Origin of the sequence: Paenibacillus xylanexedens (assembly GCF_007680605.1) — a bacterium.
GTDB lineage: Bacteria > Bacillota > Bacilli > Paenibacillales > Paenibacillaceae > Paenibacillus > Paenibacillus xylanexedens_B.
This window is the reverse complement of sequence record NZ_VEIO01000004.1, coordinates 16,734-40,664: the sequence shown is the minus strand read 5'-3', so window position 1 is coordinate 40,664 and position 23,931 is coordinate 16,734. Positions and strand designations below refer to the sequence as shown.

Below are 23,931 nucleotides of genomic sequence, written 5' to 3'. Positions count from 1 at the left end.
AATTATAAATATCCACATAAATGAAGGTCTATATCCACAGATTGTGAGCAACATGTGCACAACTTATCCACAAATGGGGTATAACTTTATATTTTTATTCACGATAAGTAAAGTTTAAGGGATTTTTAGATAGTTATCCACAGAAATGAGGATTAAATCGCTTATTTTTCAAAGAAAACTGGGAAAGAGATGTAACTGCGATTCTTCTTCTTGAAAGCCTAAACAATTACGCCAAAATTACCGATACAACATGTAACGACTCATCGTCTAAAGTTCGACAGCCAAAAGCGTGTTGATGATCTGATTTTACGGAATGAGAGGGTATGGGGACATTATGGATGAAGTAATGCAATATATTAATTTCTCGGTGGGAGATCAAATTTTTGCACTTCGCATTGATCAGGTTCATGAAATTATTAGAATGGTAGAGGTTACAACGGTTCCTTTCGGAAGTCCTGAGATCAGAGGATTCGCTTCATTGTACGGAAAGGTAGTTTCTGTCGTGAGTCTGCGTGTGTTGCTCGGCATGCCGGAGAAGGAAGATACCTCATCTACACGAATTATCGTAGTCCCTTACAAGAACGGGTTTGTGCCTCTGATTGTAGACATGGTAGATTCGGTTGTGACGTATGATCGTTTCGAAGAGCCGGCAGAAGAACATCGCCGCTTTATGCTTGGTGTTTTTGATAAAATCGGATTCTGTGCGGATCACCGTGCGGGTATTTTGAACCTCGATGTATTGCTCGGAAGTCTGGTCAGATCTTGATCAGATCCAATGGGTGACCGTCTGACGACCCGCATCATTAAATGTTTAAACAAAATGTTCCTCATCCGAATTCTGGAGAAGGGGCATTTTTTTATAAAGAAAAGAGCATGATCAGTACTTTTTATACGTAAAGGTTTTTAAATCCGTCCATTTTCGTATATGATGGAGAGTAACAATGCGAAGGGATGACGGGAGACTGTAATGATGCAATCGCTGTATGGAGTATGGCTTGGAGACGTATTTTTTTGTTTTTCCGGTGAAACATCGGAACCGCGCGTAGATGCATGGAGTCACGTGGTAAGAAGGCTGCAATTTGGCGACGGGGGTCGTCTGTTTCAGCCTGCCGCGCTACGTCTTGCGGAACTGCGCTGGCCGAATCCGCTTCGAAATGCGGCAGAAGCCAAAAACGTAAAGCGGAGGCAGTTGCTTGGACGCACGCTGGAAGGATTGGCGGTTTCGCCGAAGGATGCTTTCCGACTGTTATTACAGTGGGATGACCAGATGTTACATGCAGCTGGGATTCAAGCTGGAGAAGAGATGCGTTACTGGGTTAAGGCAGCACAGTTCACACAGGAATTGTTGCTGCGAGGGGCGATTGCTCCGGCTGCGGCATTTGCAGCTAAAACAGGTGCAAGACGCCGAACGGGTCAGGAGACCCTTTCAGGGGTATGGCGTCCACGTTTGCAACTTGAAGAAGATCGGGAGCGTTTCAAAAGCCTTGCGGAATCGATGCCTCCCATTGCGCTGTCAGCGCCGGGAGCCTATGCCTCCACGGAGCCGGAGACACGTGAGGAAGCGGCAGGCACGGTTTTGTTTTCATTTATGAGCGGCATCATTCATGCGGTGGTAACGAATGAACTGGAGAGCATGGATAGTGAGCTTTCACGTTACCGGACATCGTTCAGGCGCGGCTCTTCACCCGTGTCTGAGCTATGGTGGAACAGTCTGATCTCTATATTTCGCCCAGTCACCGTGCAAGGACCGACAGAGGATCTGGCGGATTTCGTGGACGCGATCCATGAAGCTGGAGGTACAACGATGCCTGCATTTGGTGTCGAAGAAATGCCGCCTTCGGAAGGGAAGTTCAGACTGGTCCTGCGTTTGGAGCCGCCGCTGGGGGAGCAGGAGACCACCTGGGGTATCAGTTTCTGGGTGGATAGCGATCAGGAGGCAGGTCTCAGGTTACCTGCACGAAGCATTTGGGCACATCCTGAGCGTGATCTGGATCGGGGAAAAGTCTGCTACGCCTCTGTGGCAGAACAGTTACTGATGGCCATTGGTGAGGCGTCTGAGCTGGCACCCGAACTGGAAACTGCTTTGCTACATGCTCGTCCCGAGGGGATACAGCTACAGCAACAGAGCTTTTTTGAATTTCTTACCCATGCGGTTCCCAAGTTGCAGAAGGCAGGGGTAACGGTTCTAATGCCGTCGAGATGGAGCCGCGCGGGGAAACGACGTGCAGGTCTGCGCTTGCAGATGGTGAACGGAGCACCGGAGCGTCAACCTGGAGCTGGTTCTACACTCGGCATGGAACAACTCGTTTCCTTTACAGCAGAGCCGATGCTGGATGGCAAGCCGATTACGGCGGAGGAACTTGCCGCACTGGCTGAATCCACCGTTCCCTATGTTATGTTTCGCGGGGAATGGATTGAAGTGGATACCAAAGAGATTCGCCAAGTGCTTCGATATATGAAAAAAGAAGAAGAACAATACATGCCGCTTTCCGAATGGCTGCATCTTGCCGCAGATGAAGGGGAAGATTCCATTTGGAAAGGGATGTCTGTTTTTGGTGCTGAATCCGAAGGTATGCTCGCTTTCCTGCTGGAGGGGCAGGTGCTTCGTAACATTGAACCTCGCCCGGTGCCAGCGGAGCTGCATGGTGAACTGAGACCGTATCAGGAACGTGGATTTCAGTGGTTATCTGCCATGGGTGAACTGGGCTTCGGGGTGTGTCTTGCCGATGATATGGGACTTGGAAAAACAGTTCAGGTCATCACGTGTCTGCTCGATCGCAAAGAGGAGGAACGCCAGGCCGCACTGAAAGAGGCACAAGAAGCACAGGCGTCCGGTGTTGATCAGAGTACAGATATGCCGAAGGTTCAATGGCCTACGCTTATTGTCTGCCCAACCTCGCTACTGGGCAACTGGCAACGCGAGCTGAAGCGTTTTGCGCCAGACCTGTCACTGTATATTCACCATGGTGGACAAAGGCTGCATGGAAATGCTTTCGAAGAGGAAGCGCAGAAGCATGACATCGTGCTCACAACCTATCACCTGGCAGGCCGTGATGGCCCGGATTTGGCTTCGTTGCACTGGTCAACCGTTGTACTGGATGAGGCACAGTATATTAAAAATTATCGGACGAAGCAGGCACAAAGTGTTATGCGGCTGTCCACTTCTCATCGGATTGCCATGACAGGAACACCGGTGGAGAACCGTTTGAGTGAGCTTTGGTCTATTTTCCAATTCCTGAATCCGGGATATCTCGGTACATCTTCTTCGTTCCGCCAGCGGTATACAGGTCTGGCCCCTTCGGAAGAGAACGCGGCTTCGCTCCGGGAACTGCATCGACTGGTGTCGCCGTTTATGTTACGCAGGCTGAAGAGTGATCCGGATATTCGCAAAGATTTGCCCGAAAAGCTGGAACTGAAATCCTATTGTTCACTGACACCGGAGCAGGCGATTCTGTATCAACGGGTCGTGGACGATCTCATGGGTGGTCTGGATGGACGGAACGGTATTGCGCGTAAAGGTATCGTGTTATCCTCTCTAACCAAGCTGAAGCAGATCTGTGATCATCCTGTTCTGGCGGACAACAGCCGGAAGGAGCATGGAAAGGCCGAGGCATCGGGTAAAATGGAGCGACTGCTGGAATTGCTGGATGCCATCCGGGACAACGGAGAATCGGCTTTGATCTTTACGCAGTATGTTGCGATGGGGGATCTGTTGGTTTCCAGACTGAACCGGCGCTATGAGGAAGAGCCTTACTTCCTGCATGGTGGGGTTTCCAAGTCACAGCGGGATGAAATGGTGGAGACATTCCAAAAAGGGGAAGGGCCATCCATGTTTGTCCTGTCTCTTCGTGCAGGCGGCGTGGGTCTGAACCTGACAAGAGCAAGCCATGTCATTCACTATGATCGCTGGTGGAATCCGGCGGTGGAGAACCAGGCGACAGACCGGGTATTCCGCATCGGGCAGAATCGTAACGTTCAGGTACACAAGTTGATCTGCCAGGGTACATTGGAAGAACGAATCGATGAGCTGATCGAGAGCAAGAAAGCTCTCTCCGAGCAGGTCGTAGGTTCGGGTGAAAACTGGCTGACCGAGATGTCGGACGATGAATTGCGTAGTCTGATCTCGCTTCAAGGAGAGACTTGGCTGTAGATTAACGCTGAGGCATGGGCTGGATGAGGGGATTCACGCTACATTTGAATGCTCGGCGATGAAGGCAAAATCGGCTTGATGTTGGTAAAGCGCGTTTGGATGATCAATGAAGAGAGGGGGATGATGATGAGCGAAAAATGGAACGTCGAGCTGCATATGTCCCCCGGGGTGTGGACAGCAGAGGTGAATACAGCGGCGGATTCGGGAGAGACGGTGCCCGGGTCCGCTGATGCAGATCTGACCGGAACAGCCGCATCCGGCGTGTTCACGGTCACAGGTACGCTGCCGCAGCTAAGCGAGGCGCAGCGCGAGGCCGTGCTGGCGCGGCTGCGCAAGCGCCCGCTGGCGCTGTACGCCCTGCTGCGCGGTGGCCCGGCGCCAGAGGAGCTCGCCGGGCTGTTGCCCGCGGCGGCGCCTGCTGGCACGCCCGGCGAGGCCGCGCCCGGCGCAGCGCTTGCAGCGGCGTGCACCTGCGGCCGCGCGGGCTGCGCGCATGCCGCGGCGGCGGAGCGCGCCGTTGCTGCGCGCCTCGCGGCCGAGCCGCTGCTGCAGCTGGCGCACGCCGGCCTGCCGCGCGAAGCGCTGCTCGCCGGCGTGCTGGGATCATGGGCAGAGGAACTTGCCCATGATCCCGGCGGCCCGGGCCGCGCAGCGGAAACGGCGGGCCGCCCGCAGGCGCGGGCTGGCGAAGGCGGCGCAGCCGTCGGCGAGTGGATCGCCGAGGCCGCCGCGGACGGCGCCATGCACCAGCCGGGGCCGGGCTTCGGCGCCGTGGAGGTGCGGCTCGCGCAGCCGGGCAAACCGCCGGCGCTGCCCGAGCTGACCGCGCTGCTGCCGGGAGTGCCCGCAGCAGCCGGTCTGGATCTCATCCGCGAGCGCGTGGCGGCGCGGATGTGGCAGGCTGTCCAGAAGCACAAGGACAGCCCGGCAACCAAATGATGCATCACACATGTACAGCGGGGGAGATCACTAGATCGCCCCTGCTTGTTTTTTTGTGAAGCTGAGCTTTTATTTCCCAGTTTCCAGCTGAAGCTGTATAAGTTTGGGATGTTGCATTAAATGTACAGAAATCAAGGGTGCAAGCTGTATAACGGGTATATCTCAGCATAGAGGCTGGGAGAAGGAACTCTTTACAGGTGGAGCTTATCGTGCATTTAAGGTATACTGTCGCAGGGAACATTATAGGAACGTTGAGAAAACCTAAAAAGATATTCATTCTACTAAGGTGATAGGAGTTTTATGATGAAATCAGGAACAGGAAGACAGCGCCGAATCGTGGTTCTGCTGTCCTCACTTATGATATGTGGAGCCTTGCTGGCTGCGTGCCAGAACGGTTCCGGTGCGAACGAAAACCAGAACGCAAACGGAACACCGAATACGGAGCAGGGAGCCGATGGCACAACCGTGCATTTGACCGATGAATCTGGCTCAGATGGCAAGGGCAATGCTGAAGGTGATAACACAACAAATTCAGGTAGCGATGAAGGAACAGATAACGGATCGGATAGCGCATCTACCGGAGAAGGGCAGGGTTCTGCGGACAATGGAAGTGGTGGTGCAACAGCAGAAGATCCGCTCATGGAGAAACGCAGCATCAGCGCGCTGCAGACAACGATTGACTCCCAATCGGTGGTGACGAATGCGGAAGCAATGACGGTCATTGTCAACAAACAGCGTAGTCTGCCGGAAGGCTATGAGCCGAGTGATCTGGTTGAGCCTGACGTGCCGTTCTCCTTCGAAGGACCACATGAGAAACGTCATATGCGCAAAGAAGCTGCGGAAGCGCTGGAGAAACTGTTTGCTGGTGCCAAAGCAGACGGGATTGAGCTTCGTGCCGTGTCTGGATACCGGTCTTACAAGCGTCAGGTATCTATCTACAACAATAATGTGAAAACCAAAGGGGAAGAGTATGCTTCCCGTGTAAGTGCCGTTCCAGGCCGCAGTGAACACCAGACAGGTCTTGCCATAGATGTATCCAGTCCAAGTGTGGGCAATGTGCTGGAAGAGGTGTTCGGCTCGTCCAAAGAAGGCAAATGGCTGGATGAACATGCTGCCGAATATGGCTTTATCATTCGTTATCCGAAAGGTCAGGAGAGCAAGACGGGTTACGTGTACGAGCCTTGGCACATTCGTTATGTTGGTGCAGATATTGCACCCGATGTCGTAAAGAGTGGTTTAACTTTGGAAGATTACTTTGACGAGGCTAATATTAAACTGTAATTCCGTGTCTCGTTATTCATTTCCCCTGAACACCCAACCTTACTTGAGGTAAAGGTGATTTGTTCAGGGGATTTTTGCGTTGATCCAGATGAGGACAGACTGATATAATTCATTTTTAATACAACTATCAAATTACATAAAGCGAGGGTTAGAAAATGAGCAGACGACAGGTATTTACGGGCTCCCCTTGGGAACCGCTAGTAGGGTATTGCCGTGCAATTCGTGTGGGTAACCGGGTAGAGGTTGCCGGGACAACAGCAATGCAGGATGGCGTCGTTGTCGGTGCGGGTGACCCGTATGTGCAGACCAAATTTATATTGGAGACGATTGAAAAAGCGCTGAAAGAGCTTGGTGCGGACTTGGCCGATGTGGTTAGAACACGTATGTTTGTCACGGATATTTCGAAGTGGGAAGAGGTTGGCAGAGCACATGGCGAATTTTTCGGACAGATCCAGCCTGTAGCCACGATGGTCGAAGTAAGTGCGCTCATTGATCCTTTGCTAATGGTGGAGATTGAGGCTGAAGCAATTATACAATCTTCAGATGAGGCTTGATTACACTTCCTCTATCCAGAAAACAGAAGACAACTAACAGATACTTACCTTAGAATACTTACCTTAGAAGTTTGGATACTTACTCGTTTGTGAAAAAAACCTTTCCACGCCCTGTCAGAAGACAGGAGGGAAAGGTTTTTAGCGTTTTCAGCCTTTACGCGTAATTCCACATGTATTCTACTTTACTTGCCTATAGGTTAACTCTAACTACTATCGGGTACATCCTGCCGCCTTTACTCGGCTTTGGGCTGCACTTTCGGAAGCTCTACAACGACCTTCCAGGCTGTGCCGATCGGAGGCAGGCTGCGAGTAAGCATAGGGCTATAGAATCCGATTACTTTCGCACCTTTGGTCAGTTGTTCAGATTTCACGGCTTCGCCTTGCTGGTCCACTAGCGAAGTTTCTTTGTTGATATTCAAAACAACATGATCTGGTGCAGTCTCAGCCAGACGTGTACCTTTAATCTCAATCTGGGACACGATGCCGTCTTTGGCAATGACATCCTCGATCGTGCCTGCGGTTCCAAAAGTCTCTTTTGGTTGTGCCGCTGTTTCAGCCGCTGTATCCAGTACGGTTACTTTATATGTTGGTGTTTGTGGAGGCAGACTTTTGGTCATCATTAAGGAGTGTTCGGCTTCTACCATCATACCGATGGACAGGTCAGCCAGTTGAATTTCTTTTCCCTCCGCCGAAATGAGCTGGGTATCCTTGCTCAGGTTCAACACGATACCATCCGGCCCCGCGCCGCCAATCTGAATGGATTGATATTTATCCTGATTAGCAATGTGTGTGATCACGCCACGTTCTGTAACCGTCTTGACATCCTCCTCGCTTCTAATCTCCACCTGATTTCCATTGATGCTTAATTGGGCATGCAGGACTTTCTCCGCGAAAACAGCAGGCACATAAAGTGTTCCCTCCTTGATTTCAGGAGCTGTGCCGAGGGTAAGCAGCATTTTGTTGACGGAGTAACGATCTTTATCCGCAAAAACCTGAGTCCACAATGCCCCGCGAGTCAGCTCTGCGGACTTGTCTTCCTTATGCCATTTCAATTCGATTCCCAGAGCTTCGGTTAGCGCTCGAAGCGGGATCATGGCTGCCTTATCGTCTTGAGTCCAGTATCCGTTGGCAACCGCTACACCATTGACGGATACATGTACAACTCCCGTAGTGCTACTCGGGGCAGAAGTGACGGTTTCCTGCATAGACTGCACCGTGTTATCTAGTGAAGCAGCATAAGCAGCTCCGCTGCTCAGTGCCATAGATAGAGCCATGATTGTGCTTACTTTTTTCATATTGTTTTTCATTCGTAATCATCCCTTCTCATCTGCGTTGTGTCGCGGTAAACTTTTATACAGATCACCGCATCTCATCTTTACTGACGGGATAACCTGTCTCAGTGTTGCAGTAGGATATAAACACTGCAAACGCGGTTCATTCGTTTCAATTCGGATTATTGCGAAAGAAGCAGGTTATCCGCAGTAGGATTAGGTTAATTTCAAAGTATGCGGATCATTCCGTGCCAGATGAGGAGGAAACGAACCGATGAGTGATATGTTGGTCGCGCTTTATCGTCTGCCTGAGCAACACGGCGGGCTGGAGAAACTGAAGGCTGCATCCATTGTGATTCGCAGAGCTATTGCTCCGGAGAAACAGCAGGTGCTGAACTGGGTGAGAACCCATTTTAACCGGCATTGGGTAGATGAATGCGATGTCGCTTTTGCGCGTCAGCCTGTGACCTGTTATATTGCGCTGGAGCATGGAAGAATGATTGGTTTTGCCTGTTATGAAGCGACCTGCCGTAATTTCTTCGGCCCTACTGGCGTAAGCCCGGATGCCCGTGGAAAAGGTGTTGGGACTGCCTTGCTACTGGCTTGTATGCATGCGATGAGAGCAGATGGCTACGGTTACGCGATTATCGGATCGGCTGGGCCGATGGACTTCTACAAACGAACGCTGGGCGCGGTGGAGATTGAAAATTCAACACCGGGTATTTACGAAGGCATGCTACGGGCAGACTAGACGTTAACGAAGTTTTGGAAAAGGGAGGGAGGACGAAGATGAGCACCAAGCAAATGCTGCATATCGGTATGATCGGCACAGGTTCGATCTCGGATCTTCATATGAGGTGTTATGCCAAAAATGAGGATGCCGTCATCTATGCCATCTGTGACCTGAATGAGGAACGGGCCAAGGCGGCTGCACAGAAGTATGACGCTCAGTCCGTTTATACCAACTATCGTGAGATGCTGGAAGACCCGCATGTCGATGCGGTGAGTATCTGCACATGGAATAATACGCATGCGGAATTTGCCGTCGCGGCGTTGGAAGCAGGTAAACATGTGTTATTGGAAAAGCCGGTGGCTACGAATGTGGAAGACGCGCTGCGGATTGAGGAAGCGGTGAAAAAAAGCGGACGTACCTTTGTTGTGGGTTTTGTACGGCGGTACGATAACAACATGCAGATGTTGCGCAGATTTATCGATGCGGGCGAATTTGGCGAGCTGTATTATGCAAAAGCGTCGATTTTGCGGCGCCTGGGTAATCCGGGTGGCTGGTTTGCGGACAAGGCTCGTTCCGGCGGCGGTCCATTAATTGATCTGGGTGTACATATCATCGATCAGTGCTGGTATCTCATGGGTAGACCGAAGCCTGTATCCGTTAGCGGGAATACGTATCGCAAACTCGGCAATCGTGCGAATGTGGAACATCTCTCATTTTACAAAGCGGCTGACTACAGTGCTGCGATCAATAATGTCGAAGATATGGCGAATGCTCTGATTCGTTTTGAAAATGGCGCTTCTCTGGCGGTAGATGTGAGTTTTACCCTCCATGCCCGTGAGGATGAATCCTTTGTTAAGCTTTACGGTGAGCGCGGTGGATTTGAACTGGAGCCCAAAACACTGATTGTCACCGAGAAACATGATACCATCATGAACATCGAACCGCAGACAGATCATTCCGGTCTGGATATTCACGGTGCATTCCAGAATCAGATCGATCACTTTGTAGAATGTTGCCTGAACGGTACGCCGCCCATCAGCCCGATTGCGGATGGGGTGACCTCCACGCGCATGCTGTGTGCCATCTACGAGTCTGCCGAAAAAGGGCAGGAAGTACGTTTGGATTAGACGTTGAAAATATAAAATAGAACGAATATAAAAAATAAATAATAACGGAAAGTTAAATCATGACTATTCTCGCGGGAAATTCCGCTGACAAAATAACCCTCCTTCTAAATGGTAAATGGAGCAGAAGGAGGGTTATTGCTTTTGGTTGTTGGATGGTTACATTTCATGTTAGATGGTTCATGCCAAGGGCCACTCATAAATTAGCCAATCCATCATTTAATTCCATTATTTATTCATTGGTGAGTTTTCATATCCCGGGTCATCGTAATCCGTATTCTGAAGCTTTGGAAGCACGTCCATGTCCTCTATAGCCTGTCTGGTCTCCGTTGTACCATGATCATAGATGAAGGTGTACAGCATCGTTATACCGTCTGTAAATCGTTCATTACCGTCGTCGTGATCTGCCGATTTGTAAGGTACGGGTGCCCGCTGTAACGAGTAGTCGTCCCCATCCTCAAGCACTTTCATCAGATCTTGCAATGTTGCCAATTGTCCATCATCCAGAAGGACTTCGAACGGAGTAGATTCGTTTCTTGTTCGTTCAATAAGGTTATGAGTTACCGACACATACAGATGTTGTTTACCTTCCTGCATAATCCAACCCCCATTTCATTATTGAAAAAAAGACCGTTTTACAGTTGAATTGGAAAAAAGACGCTTCTACTGTTAATAAACAGCAGCAAGCGCCCTGAAACGAAGAAGATGCCTCTCTATTTTCCAAATCGATTCGTCATTGGAACCTGCCGGGTGCCGGCGATCATTGTTCCTGAACATAGTGGACAGACGGGAGCCCCGGAGGTGGCCTTTTTCGAAGTTTTACCGGACGGTACCGCCGGTTTTTGCCTCAACCATGCTTTGCATGTAGCTGAACTGCATTTCCAGATCGCCACCGTTTCTGTCCGCTCGGCTTGGCTTGTACCTGACCCAGCAGAATCAGAATGCCGGGAAGTACTCGAAGTGGAGGTTGTAGCAGTAATTTTTGGATGGAGACCTGGAGTGCTAAAGGCTTTATGATCTCGAATAATTCCACTGCCGCGCTGTTCGCTGAGGCGATCCTCATCCCGCTCATCCAGCATTTCCATTTCCCGATGATCCTTATGGTTTATCGCACTTCGTTGTCGATCATACTGTCCATAAGATGAAGTCCGTTGACCTGTACCATCCTTGTTGCCTTCCCGGTTACGTCTGTCTCCAGCATTCCCGGTGCTTTTCCAGTTTCCATTGTTGCTTCGATGTTGCCCGTTTCCATTACCGTTAACATTATCTTTACCATTGCTCTGATTATTTCCGTTGTTGTTCCTGCTGTAGCTTGTATGTCCATGATTTCCGTATGAAGACGGGCTACCACTACGCGCTTCTTCCCGTGGTTTTCGTTTGTACGGAACCTCCATGCCGAAGGCTTCCAGCAAGAAACGCGACACATCAGCCGGTTTGCCGTGATGGCTCGCGGGTGATGTCACATATAAATGTTGCTTCGCGCGGGTAATGGCTACATAAGCGAGTCTGCGTTCTTCCTCCAGAGCCATATCCAATTCAGCATCCGTCTGCTGCACGGTGAGCGCTGCCTTCTGATCTTCCGGAATATCCTGACGCAAGGCGGTACTGTGCGGCACAATGCCTTCACTGGCTCCGATCCAGTACACACATGGGAACTCCAGTCCCTTGGCCCGGTGAATGGTCATGAGCTGTACCGCATCACTATCCTGCGCCCGGCGTAGCGATTCCATCTCGCGGTGTCTGCGGGACAACTCGTCTGCGAATTGCACGAATTCTTCCACGGTTTCGAACTTTTTGACAGCCGCTTCGAATTCATCCAGTGTTTCCAGCATCGTTTCCTTATAATGAGTAAAAATAGTCGGGTCGCCGCTCTCCATATACTTATCGTAGAACTGGCGGCGCATTTCCTGAATCGCGATAATCGGCTTCAGTTTATGCAGAGATTTGATCAATTTGATGCGTTCCTTGACCTGCTCCTGTTGAAAAGGCTTCAGCTTGTCCCATTTGCTCAGATGAATCAGCGGATATTTCTTGGCCTGCTTCTGCTCGCAGCGCTGGATATACTCCAATCCTGCATCACGGGACACATACAGCGGACCGAGTGCGCTTGGCAGAGCATCCATCGCTCGCGGGTTCAAAGACAGGCGCATATGGTCCATTAACGGCTTGATCAGGGACTGATCATAGAAGACCGGAGCGGCCCCGTGTTGTACAAAGGGCACATCCTTCAGCACCAATTGTTCAAATACCGCCCGGCTACTACTGGCTGTCCGGTGCAAAATAGCAATGTCCCGATATGGAAACTGCCCTTCCTGCACCTGCTCACAGATCTGATTCACGACCCAGGCTGCTTCCTCCTCGGCGTTAGAGGGGGTAGCGAACCGGGGCGCATCGCCGCGTTTTCCTGCCGCACGCAGCCGTTTGTCGCGTCTATGTTTATTGCGTGCGACCAGCTCGCTGCCGAGTCCCAGAATACGAGCATCACTGCGATAATTAATATCCAGCGTCACGATGCGTGCGCCTGGGTATACTTTATCGAATTCCAAAATCGATTCCTGCCGTGCGCCATTGAACGTATAGATCGTCTGGTCATCATCCCCAACAACCATCAGATTGCGGTGAGCCGCAGCGAGCATCTGTACGATCTCGTATTGTAGCCGGTTAGTATCCTGAAATTCATCAACCATAATGTATTGAAAACGCCGCTGAAGCGGCTTTAACACCGCCGGATCACGAAGCAGCGCAGCCGCGCGCAGCAGGATATCATCAAAATCCATTTTGCCGCGATCCTGTTTCCAGTTTTCGTATCCGAGCAGTACCCGCTTGGCATCGCGCTCATCCTGCGTTTTCTCCGGCAAGTCTGCCGTGTCTGAACCTTGCATCTTCCAGGCGGACAGCATCGCCAGCAGACTCTCCGGTTGAAACGCCTCGCTCATGCCATTCTGGCGAAGAAGCATTTTCAGCACGGTATGCTGGGCGCGCGACTCACCAAAAATGTCTTCCTGCACCCCGTAATGGCGCAATAAAGTCAGCGCAAACGAGTGGAAGGTGCGGGCCTGTACCGCTCTTGCTGCAGCAGGCCTGATGCCCGGCAGGGCAGCAATCCGGTCTTTCATCTCGGCAGCGGCCTTGTTGGTAAACGTTACGAGCAGAATGCTGCCCGCGTGTACACCGCTGACTTCCATCAAGTAGCCTGCTCTCGCAGCGAGTACGGTTGTTTTGCCACAACCCGCTCCTGCAAGTGTAAGTATAGGGCCTTTGCCATGGCGAACAGCCGAGATTTGCGGGCCATTGAGTTTGATGCCGGCTTCTTCAAGCGATCGGAAATAATAGGCGTCCTGCTGATCATCACCCACAAGCTGCCGGCTGGTTTCCAGCGGAGCCGAGGGGGATTGAGGCAAGGAGGACGCGGGGGTGACCCCGAGCGGACGGGGGTAGAACGTTGAGTTCGGACTTAACATGTTTCATCCACCTCTGTATACATTCAGGGATTGAACAATCCCGTTCAAGAGTAAAGAATTTGCCCTTTTCACAATCGCATTGTAAATTGGTAAGATAGAGTAAGTTGCGAATCCTGCGTGTTCCATTCATATGGAGTCAAAGTTCCATTATACCGAACGTATGGTCTTGACGAAAGCCCCTCTTTTGATCCAATATCCGCATAAAATGGGGTGGCAACGCGATTTTTCGCAACTTTTTGGCTTCATATCGTATAAGTTATATATCCAGGGCAACTCGCTTGTTGCGAATTGCTGACCTGCTAACTAATGAAAAATGATCATGATATTGTTTTGACGGGACAGAGGAGGAATTGTGATGAAACTGCTTCAGCGCATCAAAAACGGAGCAAACAAAGCAACAGAGCGTGCCCAGCATGCCGTTGAGATTGGCAAATTGAACAATCAGATTGTGGGCTTGCAACAGGAACAAGAAGTCCATTTTACCGATATGGGCCGCATCTTCTATGAAGGTTATCGGGCACAGGATATGACGCTCGCTGAAAAGGAAATGGTGGATCTGTCTAATCTGTGTGATGAGTTGCAGGATGAGATCGACGCTCTTCGCAGCAAGATTGCCGAGTTGAAGAATGAACGCCTGTGTGAGTGTGGACACGTCGCATCACTGGATGCCAACTTCTGTCCGAAGTGTGGACGCAAATTGGGCGAATCCAAACCGGGTGCAGCTGCATCGGGAGCGGCCGGAGCCGCAGGGGTTGCCAAAACGGCAAATCACGAGACGGCAGCTGCACAGAACCCGGTTGCGGAACAGTCGATTTTTGACGCACCGCCGGTTGTGGAAGAACATGAAGAGACCGAGCCGTATCATACGGTTATCCCTTCAATTGCTGATTTGGATACGGAACCGGGATATAACAGCACCGAGTTTACGCTCGAAGAGAAGGAGGCATTCGATGCTGAGTGGGAACGCCGCAGAGAAGAGGAGATGCAACGGGAACGTGAGCGTCAGCAGGAGCTGGATGAGCGTATTCGTTATTGGAAAGAAAACAATCCGATTGTGAACACCGTAGATGTGCAGACGGAAGTACCACGTGAAATGGTGAAGTGTCAGATTTGTGCATCCGAATTGCCAAAAGGCTCGAAGTGGTGCCCGCGTTGCGGAGCCGAGCAGATTTGATGCAGTAGACGTGCTGCCGTCAGGCAGTGCTGGTTGCTGACAGCATGGGGGGACAGAAATATGGACCAACTGCTGCATCATCTACGTCATCTCGGGTTCACCGAGATGGAATCTAAAATTATGGTGGAATTAGCCCGCCAGGGATCAGCGTCTGGATATGAGGTAGCCAAACGGCTGGGCGTGTCCCGTTCCAATGTATATGCGACCTTGCAACGACTGGAATCCAGAGGATTTCTCCGGTGCAGTCCGGGAGAACCTGCGAAGTACAGCATGTTGAAACCGGAAGAGATGACACGCATGATCTCGGATCAGATGCACACTTCTCTGGATTACGTCGAGCGAAGTATGCCGAAGAGCGAACCGGAGAAACCTGTATTTTACAATGTCGAAGGCGACAAAAATGTTCTGGAGAATCTGAGTCGTGAACTTGCCGCAGCACAGCACGAGATTGTGGTGGATGTGTGGCGCGAGGAAGCAGAATTGCTGCGAGAGGATTTGCAGCAGGCTGAGGCTCGTGGGGTGCGCTTATTGTGGTCCTGTGAAGGTGGGGAAGGTATGGTGGATCAGCCACTTCCTTTGCCGGGATTGCCGTCACATGGCATGGATACCGGGCGTAAGTTCTCGCTCGTTGTAGATCGCCGTTGGTGCATGCTGGGCATGCGTGGGGAGTCATGCCCGACGCAGGCCGTGGTCACGGCACATCCGGTAATGACCGGATTGCTACTGAATCATTTTGCACAAGAACTGGTGCTGTATGAACTGGAGCAGGATATGGGTGAGGAGTTGGAGGATCGCTACGGACGTCGGTACGCAGACATTGCAGAACGGTACTGGTCTACCCCTGCGCCGGAGAGTGAGAAGTGACAGTTAGTGCAGTAAGAGAAGAACTCTTACGGGAGACTCGTACGTAAGAACAAGAACGGGATGACAAAGTAAAAACAGTAACAGCTGAAAAAGTAAACATGTAGCGGATGACAAGTATGAGAACAAGTGCAAGTTTGATTAAAACTAAAGTAGCAGCTGAAAAAAATAGCAAAAGGACGAGGCGTGAATGGATGTTCACTGTGACTTCGTCCTTTTTTTTGTTATTTTGTGTCAACTCAACCGTGGCCATCCTCTTGTAACTGTTATCGCGCGTAACTGTGGTCCTGCCTTAACTGTTATCCTCGGTCAATTATCCTTAAATTCTGCTTTGCTCATGCGACGAATGATGCGTCATCGGAACCTTAAGGTAGAGCAAAGCACGACACCTTCCAGCCTCTTTTCTATCACATACTCGGAAGGTTATGGTTGAGCGTTGAGTGCTAACGATCACCACAAGCCTTATTTTGGCGAAATCCACCTCTTTCAGATTCTAACGATCCTCAGGAACGCTATTTCGTCCAATAACCACCTTTTTAGCGCAATTGAAGCCATTTTCGCCTAAATAACGTCTCTGGTGATCGTTACATTTCACGACATCTCATAATGGGGCAAATAACGTTCCCTGTGATCGTTAGAATTTTTCTGAGCCCAAGCTCGTGCACATTCGCTTTAGGAGGTTCGTGAGTACAAAAATACAATTCAGAACCAAAATGCAGTGATGCTTGTTACAGCATTGGTTTGCCATCCGGTTGATAGTAAAAGAATGCTTCTGGAATACCTAGAGGATGATGTTACTGGAATATAAGAGGTATTGATTGGTCTAGGTACTGGTTAAAGGTATGAAGTGATGCTATTTTTGAAAAAATGAAGTTAGACTCCGGCAACTCGTTTCAAAGCTTCGAGTACGTCGATATAATAGGTGGTGCCGTGCGGCACAAAATCCGCCAGACGTATTTCGCTCACAAGACGTACGGCGCTGGCGGAAGGCTTATAATCGCCACGATTGCACGAAAGATCAGTCGTTGTCGTCATGACTTCTCGGGTGCCATCAAACATAAATTCACCAGTTCGTGGGGAAGAGGATAAAGGTGTGCCATCCTGTGGTGACATAGATAACGCTTCGCCTTCTTCCTTGAATGTCCGTTGTTGCGCACGCACACCGAATGCCTGAACGGCATCCTTCTCTTGGCGGAACAGGGCGAGCAAGTCATCCAGTGGTGCCTCATAGAGACTATCCACTTCGCTAGCCTGGAGAACATAGGATTCCAGTGGCTGGTTCAGGCACAGACCATAGACGGCGCTGAATTCCCGATCCAGAAACGGAACACCACGTACCTCACCCTGTAGCTGTTGCGTAGCCGTAAACAAATAAGTCAACGCATCGAATGACGTATGCACACCGAGCTCTTCCTCGAGTTCACGATGTGCATCCTGTAGCTGTTCACCGGCTACGAGGTGGCCTGCCGCTGTGATATCGTAATATCCGGGAAAAGTATCTTTAATATCCCGTCGTCGCTGAAACAGAACCATGCGCTTGTCGCCTTCGTCACGCACGATCCAGCAATGAAAGGAACGATGCCAATATCCTTTGGCATGAACCTCGTTACGGGGTGCTGTACCGATCCATTTTTGCTGATCGTCATAAATGTCGAAACGTTCTGGGGTCATGAAACGTATCTCCTTATATAGCAGAATTTAAAGTTCAAAATTTCACAAACTATTTTTTTAACGAAAGGGGAACGATTGTATGGAATGCATTGTACACTTTCAGGTGATTTATCCGCAACCTCAGGAGCGTAAAGCGCTTAGGGGACTTATCTTTGTAGGGCAAGGTCAGGAGCCGGCCACGAGTCAGCTTACGACGATGTTTAAAGACATGGGATTTCATGTTCGTTTGGAAGACGAAGCACAGTTGCTGTTTAAACCGACGGATGCCAGCGCCAATTTTGAATACATTCGGGTTACTGAACTGGATACCGGGGAAGAGGTCTACAAGGAAGACAAAGATCTCAAATCGATTCTGGAACACTTGCTGCCAAAACGTTTCTAAATAAGAGACGCATGACCGGCGTACAGTAATCACAATGAATAAAAAAAGGTCCCACCATTAAGGTGGAACCTGGACATTTGCAGGTTTGATGTGCTTTCTATGCGTATGCATATAAAAAAAGTTTTCGATCAAACAAGAAGGAGTATGCTTAAATGCTCTATAGATGCAGAACAATAATGAATACATAAGCGTACATTGGCTTAGATGGCATCGCTGTATCAAGAACCAAACCTGCGTTTTGCTTTATTTAATTGTTCGCTCTACACAATAATAAATCCAATCATTATGCCGGAGCGTTGCTTCCTTCAGCCTCGAGCTGGGAAGTGCATTGGGAACAACGAGTAGCCGCAGCCGGAATTTCAGACAGGCAGTACTTGCAGGCTTTCGTTGTTTTTTTCGGCTCAGGCTTGGCATGCTCTTTGCGCTTCAAATAGTTAATGCCCTTAACCAACATGAAGATACAGAACGCCACGATAATGAAATCAATCATCACATTGATAAATTGACCGTAAGCGATGACGGTAGCACCGGCTTCGTTGGCTTGAGCCAGTGTTGTGATGTCTTGTCCACCGGCTGTCTTTACGTCAGGGTCAAGGTTAATGATCTTTTGGCTGAAATCGATTCCGCCGAGCAGTTTCCCAACCGGTGGCATGATGATATCATTCACAAGGGACGTAACGATTTTTCCAAAAGCAGCTCCGATAATTACACCGACCGCCAGATCAATGACGTTGCCGCGAACAGCAAACTCCTTAAATTCTTTCAGTATACCTCTCATTGTGACAATCTCCTTTAACGACTAATATAGATTCAGCACGCCTTCTCCAAGGATTAATCCTGTAAGGACACGCTTTTGTTCTCATATTGTACATAAAAAATGAAAATCAATCATCCCCATTATGCAAAAGAAACATCGTTTCCGCAAATTCCATGAAAATACCTCTTTATTTCAAGCCGCCAATTCGGTATACTTCTAACATTGTTAGTGAGATTACACTTTTACATTCAGGTTCGCAATTATACATGGATACGAATCGTGAAGCCAAAATGAATTGAATAGCCGTTACTCGTATATGTGCAGGAATAGGCCTGCATGTCTCTACCCGATCACCGGAATGATTGGACTACGGGAAGGATGCTTCTACGCTCTGCGTGGGTTAAGTCAGGTCTACCTAATAAATACATAGGTATGCTTCCTCAGCCTCACCCTATGGCGTTTGCAGTGTTCAAGCGGCTTGTGTCCGTACAGGAACAAGTCCGTCTTTCCCGTCTCCGGTTCATGCCGCAGGTGTGGACAGGCGGGCTTTTTGTTTTTTACACGGGAGAGATATTGCGGAGCAGACTGTACATGGCGGTAGAGGGCATTTGGGAGGAAAAAACGATGCAATTGCTAAAAGACAAAGTAAGACAGGAAGGCATTGTCCTGTCCGAGCAGGTACTCAAAGTAGACTCATTCCTGAACCACCAGATGGACCCGGTGTTGATGAAGGAAGTTGGCAAAGAGTTCATTCGCCGTTTTGAAGGGGAGAACATTACACGTGTGCTGACGATTGAATCATCCGGTATTGCGCCGGGCATTATGACAGCACTTGAACTGAACGTTCCGCTCATCTTCGCCCGCAAGCAGAAGTCACTTACTCTAACGGAAGATATTTTGGTGGAGAAAGTGTATTCCTTTACCAAACAGGAGACGAATGAAATTACTGTTGCCAAAAAGTTTATGAACCCTGGTGACCGTGTGCTGATTATTGATGATTTTCTGGCGAACGGCGAAGCCGCATTTGGTCTGGCTCGCATTGTAGAACAGGTAGGTGCGGAAGTCGTAGGGATCGGGATTGTGATTGAAAAAGCATTCCAGCCGGGAGGCCGTCTGTTGAAAGAAGCGGGTTACCGCGTGGAATCCCTGGTTCGCATCGGTGCATTGTCCGATGGACAAGTAACCTTTGCAGATGAGGAGGGCACGAACTAATATGGCACGCGAACGTATTTTTCAGCGTCACCGGCATCCGGTCAAAACCTTCTCACTTGGCTTGCAACACGTACTTGCGATGTATGCAGGAGCTGTCATTGTCCCGCTTATTGTGAGTAGCGCACTTGGATTCACACAGGAGCAACTTACCTATTTGATTGCGATCGACTTGCTGGCTTGCGGCGTAGCCACTCTGCTTCAGGTCTGGGGCAATAAATATTTCGGCGTTGGACTGCCAGTTATGCTGGGCTGTGCCTTTCAGGCCGTATCTCCGATGATTATGATCGGAAAGAGCAGCGGCGTATCTGCCATTTACGGTGCCATTATTGCCTCCGGTCTGTTCGTTCTCATTTTCTCCGGTTTGTTCGGCAAACTCATTCGGCTCTTTCCGCCAGTGGTTACAGGTTCCGTGGTCACCATTATTGGTCTGACCCTGATTCCTGTTGCATTCACCGATTTAGGTGGGGGCCAGAATGCAGAAGACTTCGGTAGCGGTGTACATCTGTTGCTAGGTTTCGGCGTATTCATCTTCATTATTTTAATGACCCGTTTCACTACAGGTTTTGTACGCTCCATCTCTGTATTAATCGGTCTTTTCGTTGGTACGGTGGCTGCTGGCTTCATGGGTGAGGTGAAATTTGCCCCTGTTCTTGATGCAAGCTGGTTCCATATGGTTCAGCCGTTTTATTTCGGAAGACCGACCTTTGAGATTGTTCCTATTCTGACGATGATTCTTGTTGCGATTGTCAGTGTGGCCGAATCTACGGGTGTATTTATGGCGCTGGGTAAAATGTTGGACAAGGATCTGACTTCCAAGGATTTGGCGCGTGGATATCGTGCAGAGGGTCTGGCTATCGTGCTTGGGGGGATTTTTAACTCTTTCCCTTATACGACGTATTCGCAAAATGTAGGGCTTGTACAGATGACACGTGTGAAGACACGTGATGTCATCGTTGTTGCAGGCGGTTTGCTGATCGTTATTGGCTTTGTCCCGAAAATTGCTGCACTGGCTCAGCTCGTACCTGGCTCAGTGCTTGGCGGTGCCATGGTGGCATTGTTCGGTATGGTGATTTCGTCGGGTATCCGCATCATTGGCAGTCAGGTGGACCTGAACCGTCATGAGAACCTGTTCATCATTGCTTGTTCTGTTGGCATGGGGCTGGGGGTAACGGTGGTGCCTCAGTTGTTCGCAGGTGCACCAGCATGGGCTCAGATTATGCTGGGCAATGGCATTATTGCAGGTAGCTTTACAGCAATCTTTATGAATTTGTTGTTTAATGGACTCGGCAGTAAAGAAACAGCCGCCGAATTGGCTGCACAGCATACAGATGAGATGGCTCAGGAGAACAGCAAGACTGCATAAAAGTATTTTTACTCTGATGCTTGGTCAGAAGGGTTATTATGTAAAACGTACATGATGAATCATTCATGGCATAACGTATTTTGACTCAGGATATGAATGATTTATTTCATATATTATTCACGTTATAAAATATCAATGCGATGAGTATAAGTTAACCTTTATGTTGGACAGTTAACATAATTTACGCATAGGAAACACCGAAACAATGGGTTCAGCACAAACCATTGTTTCGGTGTTTTCTTGTTATTGCACGATACGATATTAAAGATGCCGCATCTGCTTTTCGGCAAAATCACCAACCCAAGGCAGTTTCAGCCATTTTCCTTGCAGACTTGTAACGACGGTCAGGAGCCATACGATTACACCAAGCAGGGATAACAGTGAAGCTACAAGTGGACCAAACAGTGGAAGAAAGGTCGACAATACATGCCCAACCATAATCAGTCCGAAAACCGTCACGGATTGAAGGGCATGGAACAACACAAATCGGCTGCGCTTCTCCACGGCTAGAAAGATGATGCCGCCTACAAACGTGAATAAATAACACAACATTCCGGCTATATTTTCATCCAGACCGCTGGACGATTTCATGGGAGACATTCGGCCCAGCCTCCTTTGTCCTTTTTATATAGGCTATGTAGGAGGTGGACAGAACTGAACCGATGAATGGATTAAGTTTGAATCTGTCTGCGAGGGCTGGTTATTTTCCCTTTTTTATCTTCATCATCTTCCTTGGGCACCAGACGCTCATCTGTTTTTCCTTCGTGATGATTATCAAATGCATACTCTGTCAGCTTCCATTCGGTTTTGCCAAGTACGAGATCGGCAGGAAACTCTTGCCCCCGGTGAAGGTGCTCTTCCTGCCCGGCTTCATTGATATATACGCCGTCGACCTCAACCTTTTCATGCGAAAGGGGCAACATATCCTGTTCTTTGCGTTCCATAACAGGTCCTCCTTTTAGTTCCATATAGTTAACTGATTTGGTGATCCAAGATAATATCCCCCGAATAGTTGGGGGTTATGCTGGATAGATTAATCCGTATAGAATAAACGTTTTATAAAATATGATTCGGAATTAAACTTTTTGGGCAGCAAAACCGTTATATATATTAGGAAAAATCGTCAAGTCGTAACGAGGTTCCGAATATGATACAATAAGATTATGATTCAACCTGAATCATATCGGGTATTTATAGTGTCAGGTACTTGCTATTCGGCGAGGTTCCCGACCTAAAGCTTGCTTTAAGCCGCGCACACAACTTCATGAATGGCATTTAAGACTTATTCGGCGTTCTCTAAACGGAGCATTCACTTTCAACGTTTTGGGAGGGAATTACAATGGCAACGAAAGGTCACAATGAGGTCAAAGAAAGTTTGAGGGAAATGACTCGGATTTTCCGTCCTAAAGATCCAAAAAAATTCGTGAAGGAGTATGTGAGAAAATACCGGATTACGGGTGGATATGAGGAAGAATTGACTTCTGTCGTTGAGCATGAACTTGTCAAGATGGATTCTTCCGTATCCTGAAACAACACCAACTTCTGATTATACTGTTCCAATATGAATAGAACCGTCTCTCGGGCCTTGGCTCCGGCAGACGGTTTTTTTTGCGTTTGTGGAGTCAATTTGCATGTATCTATATTATCTTGGATTTTGGTGTCACTTTAGGGGCTTTGTTCTGAATTTCCCGCATATATATGGAAGTATACCTACAGCAGGAAGGATGAAGGCATGTGGATCCTATATTGAAAACCAGAGAAGAGATTGGCTACATGCGGGAAGCGGGACGGATATTAAAGGCATGCCATCAACATATTGAACGGTACATGGTTCCGGGTACCACAACAGCGGAGATTAACGAGCTTGTCGAAGCTTTCCTCGCGGATCATGGAGCCACACCTGAGCAGAAAGGGTATAAAGGGTATCCTTACGCTACATGTGCTTCCGTCAATGAAGTGGTTTGTCACGGGTTTCCCGGAAGCCAGGCACTTGCAAGTGGAGATGTCGTAACGATTGATATGGTAGTGAATAAAGACGGCTGGCTTGCTGATTCGGCCTGGACATATGCTATAGATGAACCGAGCAGATCTATTCGCCGGCTTATGAAACGTACGGAAAAAGCGCTATATAAGGCGATCGCACAGGCCGTTCCCGGCAATACACTTGGAGATATTGGGAGCGCGATTGAACGAACGGCACGGTTATACCGATACGGGATCGTCAAACCGCTTATCGGCCACGGCATAGGGCAATATATCCACGAGCCACCGAATGTACTGCCTTATGGAAAACGAAAAACAGGAATGATGCTTGCCGAAGGCATGGTCATAACCATTGAACCCATATTCACGAAGGGTAGCTCCGGGGCCGTGGTATGGGATGAGGATGGCTGGACAGTCCGAACGCTGGATGAAAGCTGGGGCGTGCAGTATGAACATACCGTAGCCATTACCAAGGATGGGCCGTTGATTCTAACGGATGGAACTTAAACGAAAATTTTCAATCTATATTGAATGATCGTAATGCTGTAAAGCTGGCGTGAATGCTCCATGCAAATATCGACTCGAAGGTCCATGGGGCAGAATCGTCCATTTCCAGTTGGTGTGGTAATCGTTTCCTGAAAAGGCGAAAAATCTTTTTGCATAATATTGCATGTTTTTATTGTGATAAAAGTCGCCAAGAAATCTGATATCATCACCGAAATTTGGCAAAATTTTTCAGCGGTTAATTGTAATACTTTTAAGTGAAATCGTTTGCAAACCAAGTTGTGATGCGGTTTTATACATAAAGTGAACAATTTGTGAACATGTGTCCAAAGATTGACAAAATCATACCCTCAACTTATATTTAATAAGTGATTGAAGCATATAGAATGAATTGGAAGAATGCGCAGACATGCCCTGGACAGGAAATGACGGGAGTACTGGAAGCGTTATTTTTGTAAGCATCCTATATGATGAAGAGGATTATGTGTATCGTGCTGAAACGTACATGTGT

General features: G+C 49.0%; 21 protein-coding genes and 1 riboswitch. Of the genes, 14 read left to right on the top strand and 7 right to left on the bottom strand.

Going from position 1 to position 23,931, the window contains the following annotated elements; all coding sequences use genetic code 11:
* Positions 1-313: 313 nt before the first annotated feature.
* From FS818_RS19640 to FS818_RS19620, 5 genes are all read left to right on the top strand, one after another.
* Positions 314-766, top strand: a complete 453-nt coding sequence (locus FS818_RS19640; RefSeq protein ID WP_145333910.1) for a chemotaxis protein CheW — start codon at positions 314-316, stop codon at positions 764-766.
* Between the two features lie 201 nt (positions 767-967).
* Positions 968-4,150, top strand: a complete 3,183-nt coding sequence (locus tag FS818_RS19635; protein ID WP_145333908.1) for a DEAD/DEAH box helicase — start codon at positions 968-970, stop codon at positions 4,148-4,150.
* A 48-nt stretch (positions 4,151-4,198) separates the two neighbouring features.
* Positions 4,199-5,089: a hypothetical protein gene (locus FS818_RS19630; RefSeq protein WP_145333906.1), complete on the top strand. Its 891-nt coding sequence runs from the start codon at positions 4,199-4,201 to the stop codon at positions 5,087-5,089.
* A 303-nt stretch (positions 5,090-5,392) separates the two neighbouring features.
* On the top strand, positions 5,393-6,370 hold the full coding sequence (locus tag FS818_RS19625) for a M15 family metallopeptidase (protein WP_145333904.1): 978 nt from the start codon (positions 5,393-5,395) through the stop codon (positions 6,368-6,370).
* 155 nt (positions 6,371-6,525) lie between these two features.
* On the top strand, positions 6,526-6,924 hold the full coding sequence (locus tag FS818_RS19620; protein ID WP_145333902.1) for a RidA family protein: 399 nt from the start codon (positions 6,526-6,528) through the stop codon (positions 6,922-6,924).
* Positions 6,925-7,157: 233 nt separating this feature from the next.
* Here the strand turns inward: FS818_RS19620 and FS818_RS19615 are convergent, their stop codons facing one another.
* On the bottom strand, positions 7,158-8,231 hold the full coding sequence (locus FS818_RS19615) for a copper amine oxidase N-terminal domain-containing protein (RefSeq protein ID WP_145333900.1): 1,074 nt from the start codon (positions 8,229-8,231) through the stop codon (positions 7,158-7,160).
* A gap of 238 nt (positions 8,232-8,469) precedes the next feature.
* Here FS818_RS19615 and FS818_RS19610 point away from each other — a divergent pair, with 238 nt between their 5' ends.
* Together FS818_RS19610 and FS818_RS19605 are read left to right on the top strand one after the other, a co-directional pair.
* Positions 8,470-8,946: a GNAT family N-acetyltransferase gene (locus FS818_RS19610; RefSeq protein WP_145333898.1), complete on the top strand. Its 477-nt coding sequence runs from the start codon at positions 8,470-8,472 to the stop codon at positions 8,944-8,946.
* Between the two features lie 38 nt (positions 8,947-8,984).
* Positions 8,985-10,055: a Gfo/Idh/MocA family protein gene (locus tag FS818_RS19605; protein ID WP_145333896.1), complete on the top strand. Its 1,071-nt coding sequence runs from the start codon at positions 8,985-8,987 to the stop codon at positions 10,053-10,055.
* Positions 10,056-10,280: 225 nt separating this feature from the next.
* On the opposite strand, the gene FS818_RS19600 is transcribed toward FS818_RS19605, so the two are convergent.
* Positions 10,281-10,649, bottom strand: a complete 369-nt coding sequence (locus FS818_RS19600) for a hypothetical protein (protein ID WP_145333894.1) — start codon at positions 10,647-10,649, stop codon at positions 10,281-10,283.
* A 116-nt stretch (positions 10,650-10,765) separates the two neighbouring features.
* Positions 10,766-13,513 (bottom strand): UvrD-helicase domain-containing protein, encoded by a 2,748-nt coding sequence (locus tag FS818_RS19590; RefSeq protein WP_260989922.1) that lies wholly within the window; start codon positions 13,511-13,513, stop codon positions 10,766-10,768.
* Positions 13,514-13,868: 355 nt separating this feature from the next.
* On the opposite strand from FS818_RS19590, the gene FS818_RS19585 reads away from it, so the two are divergent.
* Together FS818_RS19585 and FS818_RS19580 are read left to right on the top strand one after the other, a co-directional pair.
* Entirely contained in the window at positions 13,869-14,687 is an 819-nt protein-coding gene (locus tag FS818_RS19585; RefSeq protein WP_145333892.1) for a zinc ribbon domain-containing protein, read from the top strand.
* Between the two features lie 60 nt (positions 14,688-14,747).
* Positions 14,748-15,551 carry a TrmB family transcriptional regulator gene (locus FS818_RS19580; protein ID WP_145333890.1) on the top strand — a complete coding sequence of 268 codons (804 nt, stop codon included), beginning with the start codon at positions 14,748-14,750 and terminating at the stop codon, positions 15,549-15,551.
* An 870-nt stretch (positions 15,552-16,421) separates the two neighbouring features.
* Here FS818_RS19580 and FS818_RS19575 read toward each other — a convergent pair.
* A complete protein-coding gene (locus FS818_RS19575; RefSeq protein ID WP_260989921.1) occupies positions 16,422-17,219 on the bottom strand; it encodes an NUDIX hydrolase in 798 nt (265 codons plus the stop codon).
* 79 nt (positions 17,220-17,298) lie between these two features.
* On the opposite strand from FS818_RS19575, the gene FS818_RS19570 reads away from it, so the two are divergent.
* Positions 17,299-17,601, top strand: coding sequence for a hypothetical protein (locus tag FS818_RS19570; RefSeq protein ID WP_090918571.1), 303 nt, complete (start codon positions 17,299-17,301; stop codon positions 17,599-17,601).
* 283 nt (positions 17,602-17,884) lie between these two features.
* On the opposite strand, the gene mscL is transcribed toward FS818_RS19570, so the two are convergent.
* Complete coding sequence (mscL, locus tag FS818_RS19565) at positions 17,885-18,379, bottom strand: large conductance mechanosensitive channel protein MscL (RefSeq protein ID WP_145333888.1); 495 nt, start codon at positions 18,377-18,379, stop codon at positions 17,885-17,887.
* Between the two features lie 269 nt (positions 18,380-18,648).
* A riboswitch (purine riboswitch) is annotated at positions 18,649-18,748 on the top strand.
* Positions 18,749-18,982: 234 nt separating this feature from the next.
* Between mscL and FS818_RS19560 the strand changes: the two genes are divergently transcribed.
* Both FS818_RS19560 and FS818_RS19555 read left to right on the top strand, forming a co-directional pair.
* A complete protein-coding gene (locus tag FS818_RS19560) occupies positions 18,983-19,570 on the top strand; it encodes a xanthine phosphoribosyltransferase (RefSeq protein WP_090918567.1) in 588 nt (195 codons plus the stop codon).
* 1 nt (position 19,571) lies between these two features.
* Positions 19,572-20,933 carry a nucleobase:cation symporter-2 family protein gene (locus FS818_RS19555; RefSeq protein ID WP_145333886.1) on the top strand — a complete coding sequence of 454 codons (1,362 nt, stop codon included), beginning with the start codon at positions 19,572-19,574 and terminating at the stop codon, positions 20,931-20,933.
* Positions 20,934-21,194: 261 nt separating this feature from the next.
* Here FS818_RS19555 and FS818_RS19550 read toward each other — a convergent pair whose 3' ends face one another.
* Together FS818_RS19550 and FS818_RS19545 are read right to left on the bottom strand one after the other, a co-directional pair.
* A complete protein-coding gene (locus FS818_RS19550) occupies positions 21,195-21,533 on the bottom strand; it encodes a DUF4870 domain-containing protein (RefSeq protein WP_123067295.1) in 339 nt (112 codons plus the stop codon).
* Between the two features lie 71 nt (positions 21,534-21,604).
* Entirely contained in the window at positions 21,605-21,877 is a 273-nt protein-coding gene (locus FS818_RS19545; RefSeq protein WP_145333884.1) for a transposase, read from the bottom strand.
* Between the two features lie 395 nt (positions 21,878-22,272).
* On the opposite strand from FS818_RS19545, the gene FS818_RS19540 reads away from it, so the two are divergent.
* Positions 22,273-22,461: a hypothetical protein gene (locus FS818_RS19540; RefSeq protein WP_017690840.1), complete on the top strand. Its 189-nt coding sequence runs from the start codon at positions 22,273-22,275 to the stop codon at positions 22,459-22,461.
* Positions 22,462-22,667: 206 nt separating this feature from the next.
* Positions 22,668-23,423 carry a type I methionyl aminopeptidase gene (map, locus tag FS818_RS19535; protein ID WP_145333882.1) on the top strand — a complete coding sequence of 252 codons (756 nt, stop codon included), beginning with the start codon at positions 22,668-22,670 and terminating at the stop codon, positions 23,421-23,423.
* Positions 23,424-23,931: the final 508 nt, after the last annotated feature.

Coding starts and splice junctions, on each gene's coding strand:
- FS818_RS19540 (WP_017690840.1), top strand. CDS start 22,273: ATGGCAACGAAAGGTCACAATGAGGTCAAAGAAAGTTTGAGGGAAATG.
- FS818_RS19620 (WP_145333902.1), top strand. CDS start 6,526: ATGAGCAGACGACAGGTATTTACGGGCTCCCCTTGGGAACCGCTAGTA.
- FS818_RS19600 (WP_145333894.1), bottom strand. CDS start 10,649: ATGCAGGAAGGTAAACAACATCTGTATGTGTCGGTAACTCATAACCTT.
- FS818_RS19570 (WP_090918571.1), top strand. CDS start 17,299: ATGGAATGCATTGTACACTTTCAGGTGATTTATCCGCAACCTCAGGAG.
- FS818_RS19605 (WP_145333896.1), top strand. CDS start 8,985: ATGAGCACCAAGCAAATGCTGCATATCGGTATGATCGGCACAGGTTCG.
- FS818_RS19585 (WP_145333892.1), top strand. CDS start 13,869: ATGAAACTGCTTCAGCGCATCAAAAACGGAGCAAACAAAGCAACAGAG.
- FS818_RS19580 (WP_145333890.1), top strand. CDS start 14,748: ATGGACCAACTGCTGCATCATCTACGTCATCTCGGGTTCACCGAGATG.
- FS818_RS19575 (WP_260989921.1), bottom strand. CDS start 17,219: ATGACCCCAGAACGTTTCGACATTTATGACGATCAGCAAAAATGGATC.
- FS818_RS19610 (WP_145333898.1), top strand. CDS start 8,470: ATGAGTGATATGTTGGTCGCGCTTTATCGTCTGCCTGAGCAACACGGC.
- FS818_RS19615 (WP_145333900.1), bottom strand. CDS start 8,231: ATGAAAAACAATATGAAAAAAGTAAGCACAATCATGGCTCTATCTATG.
- FS818_RS19560 (WP_090918567.1), top strand. CDS start 18,983: ATGCAATTGCTAAAAGACAAAGTAAGACAGGAAGGCATTGTCCTGTCC.
- FS818_RS19550 (WP_123067295.1), bottom strand. CDS start 21,533: ATGTCTCCCATGAAATCGTCCAGCGGTCTGGATGAAAATATAGCCGGA.
- FS818_RS19555 (WP_145333886.1), top strand. CDS start 19,572: ATGGCACGCGAACGTATTTTTCAGCGTCACCGGCATCCGGTCAAAACC.
- mscL (WP_145333888.1), bottom strand. CDS start 18,379: ATGAGAGGTATACTGAAAGAATTTAAGGAGTTTGCTGTTCGCGGCAAC.
- FS818_RS19625 (WP_145333904.1), top strand. CDS start 5,393: ATGAAATCAGGAACAGGAAGACAGCGCCGAATCGTGGTTCTGCTGTCC.
- FS818_RS19635 (WP_145333908.1), top strand. CDS start 968: ATGATGCAATCGCTGTATGGAGTATGGCTTGGAGACGTATTTTTTTGT.
- FS818_RS19640 (WP_145333910.1), top strand. CDS start 314: ATGAGAGGGTATGGGGACATTATGGATGAAGTAATGCAATATATTAAT.
- FS818_RS19545 (WP_145333884.1), bottom strand. CDS start 21,877: ATGGAACGCAAAGAACAGGATATGTTGCCCCTTTCGCATGAAAAGGTT.
- FS818_RS19630 (WP_145333906.1), top strand. CDS start 4,199: ATGCTCGGCGATGAAGGCAAAATCGGCTTGATGTTGGTAAAGCGCGTT.
- FS818_RS19590 (WP_260989922.1), bottom strand. CDS start 13,513: ATGTTAAGTCCGAACTCAACGTTCTACCCCCGTCCGCTCGGGGTCACC.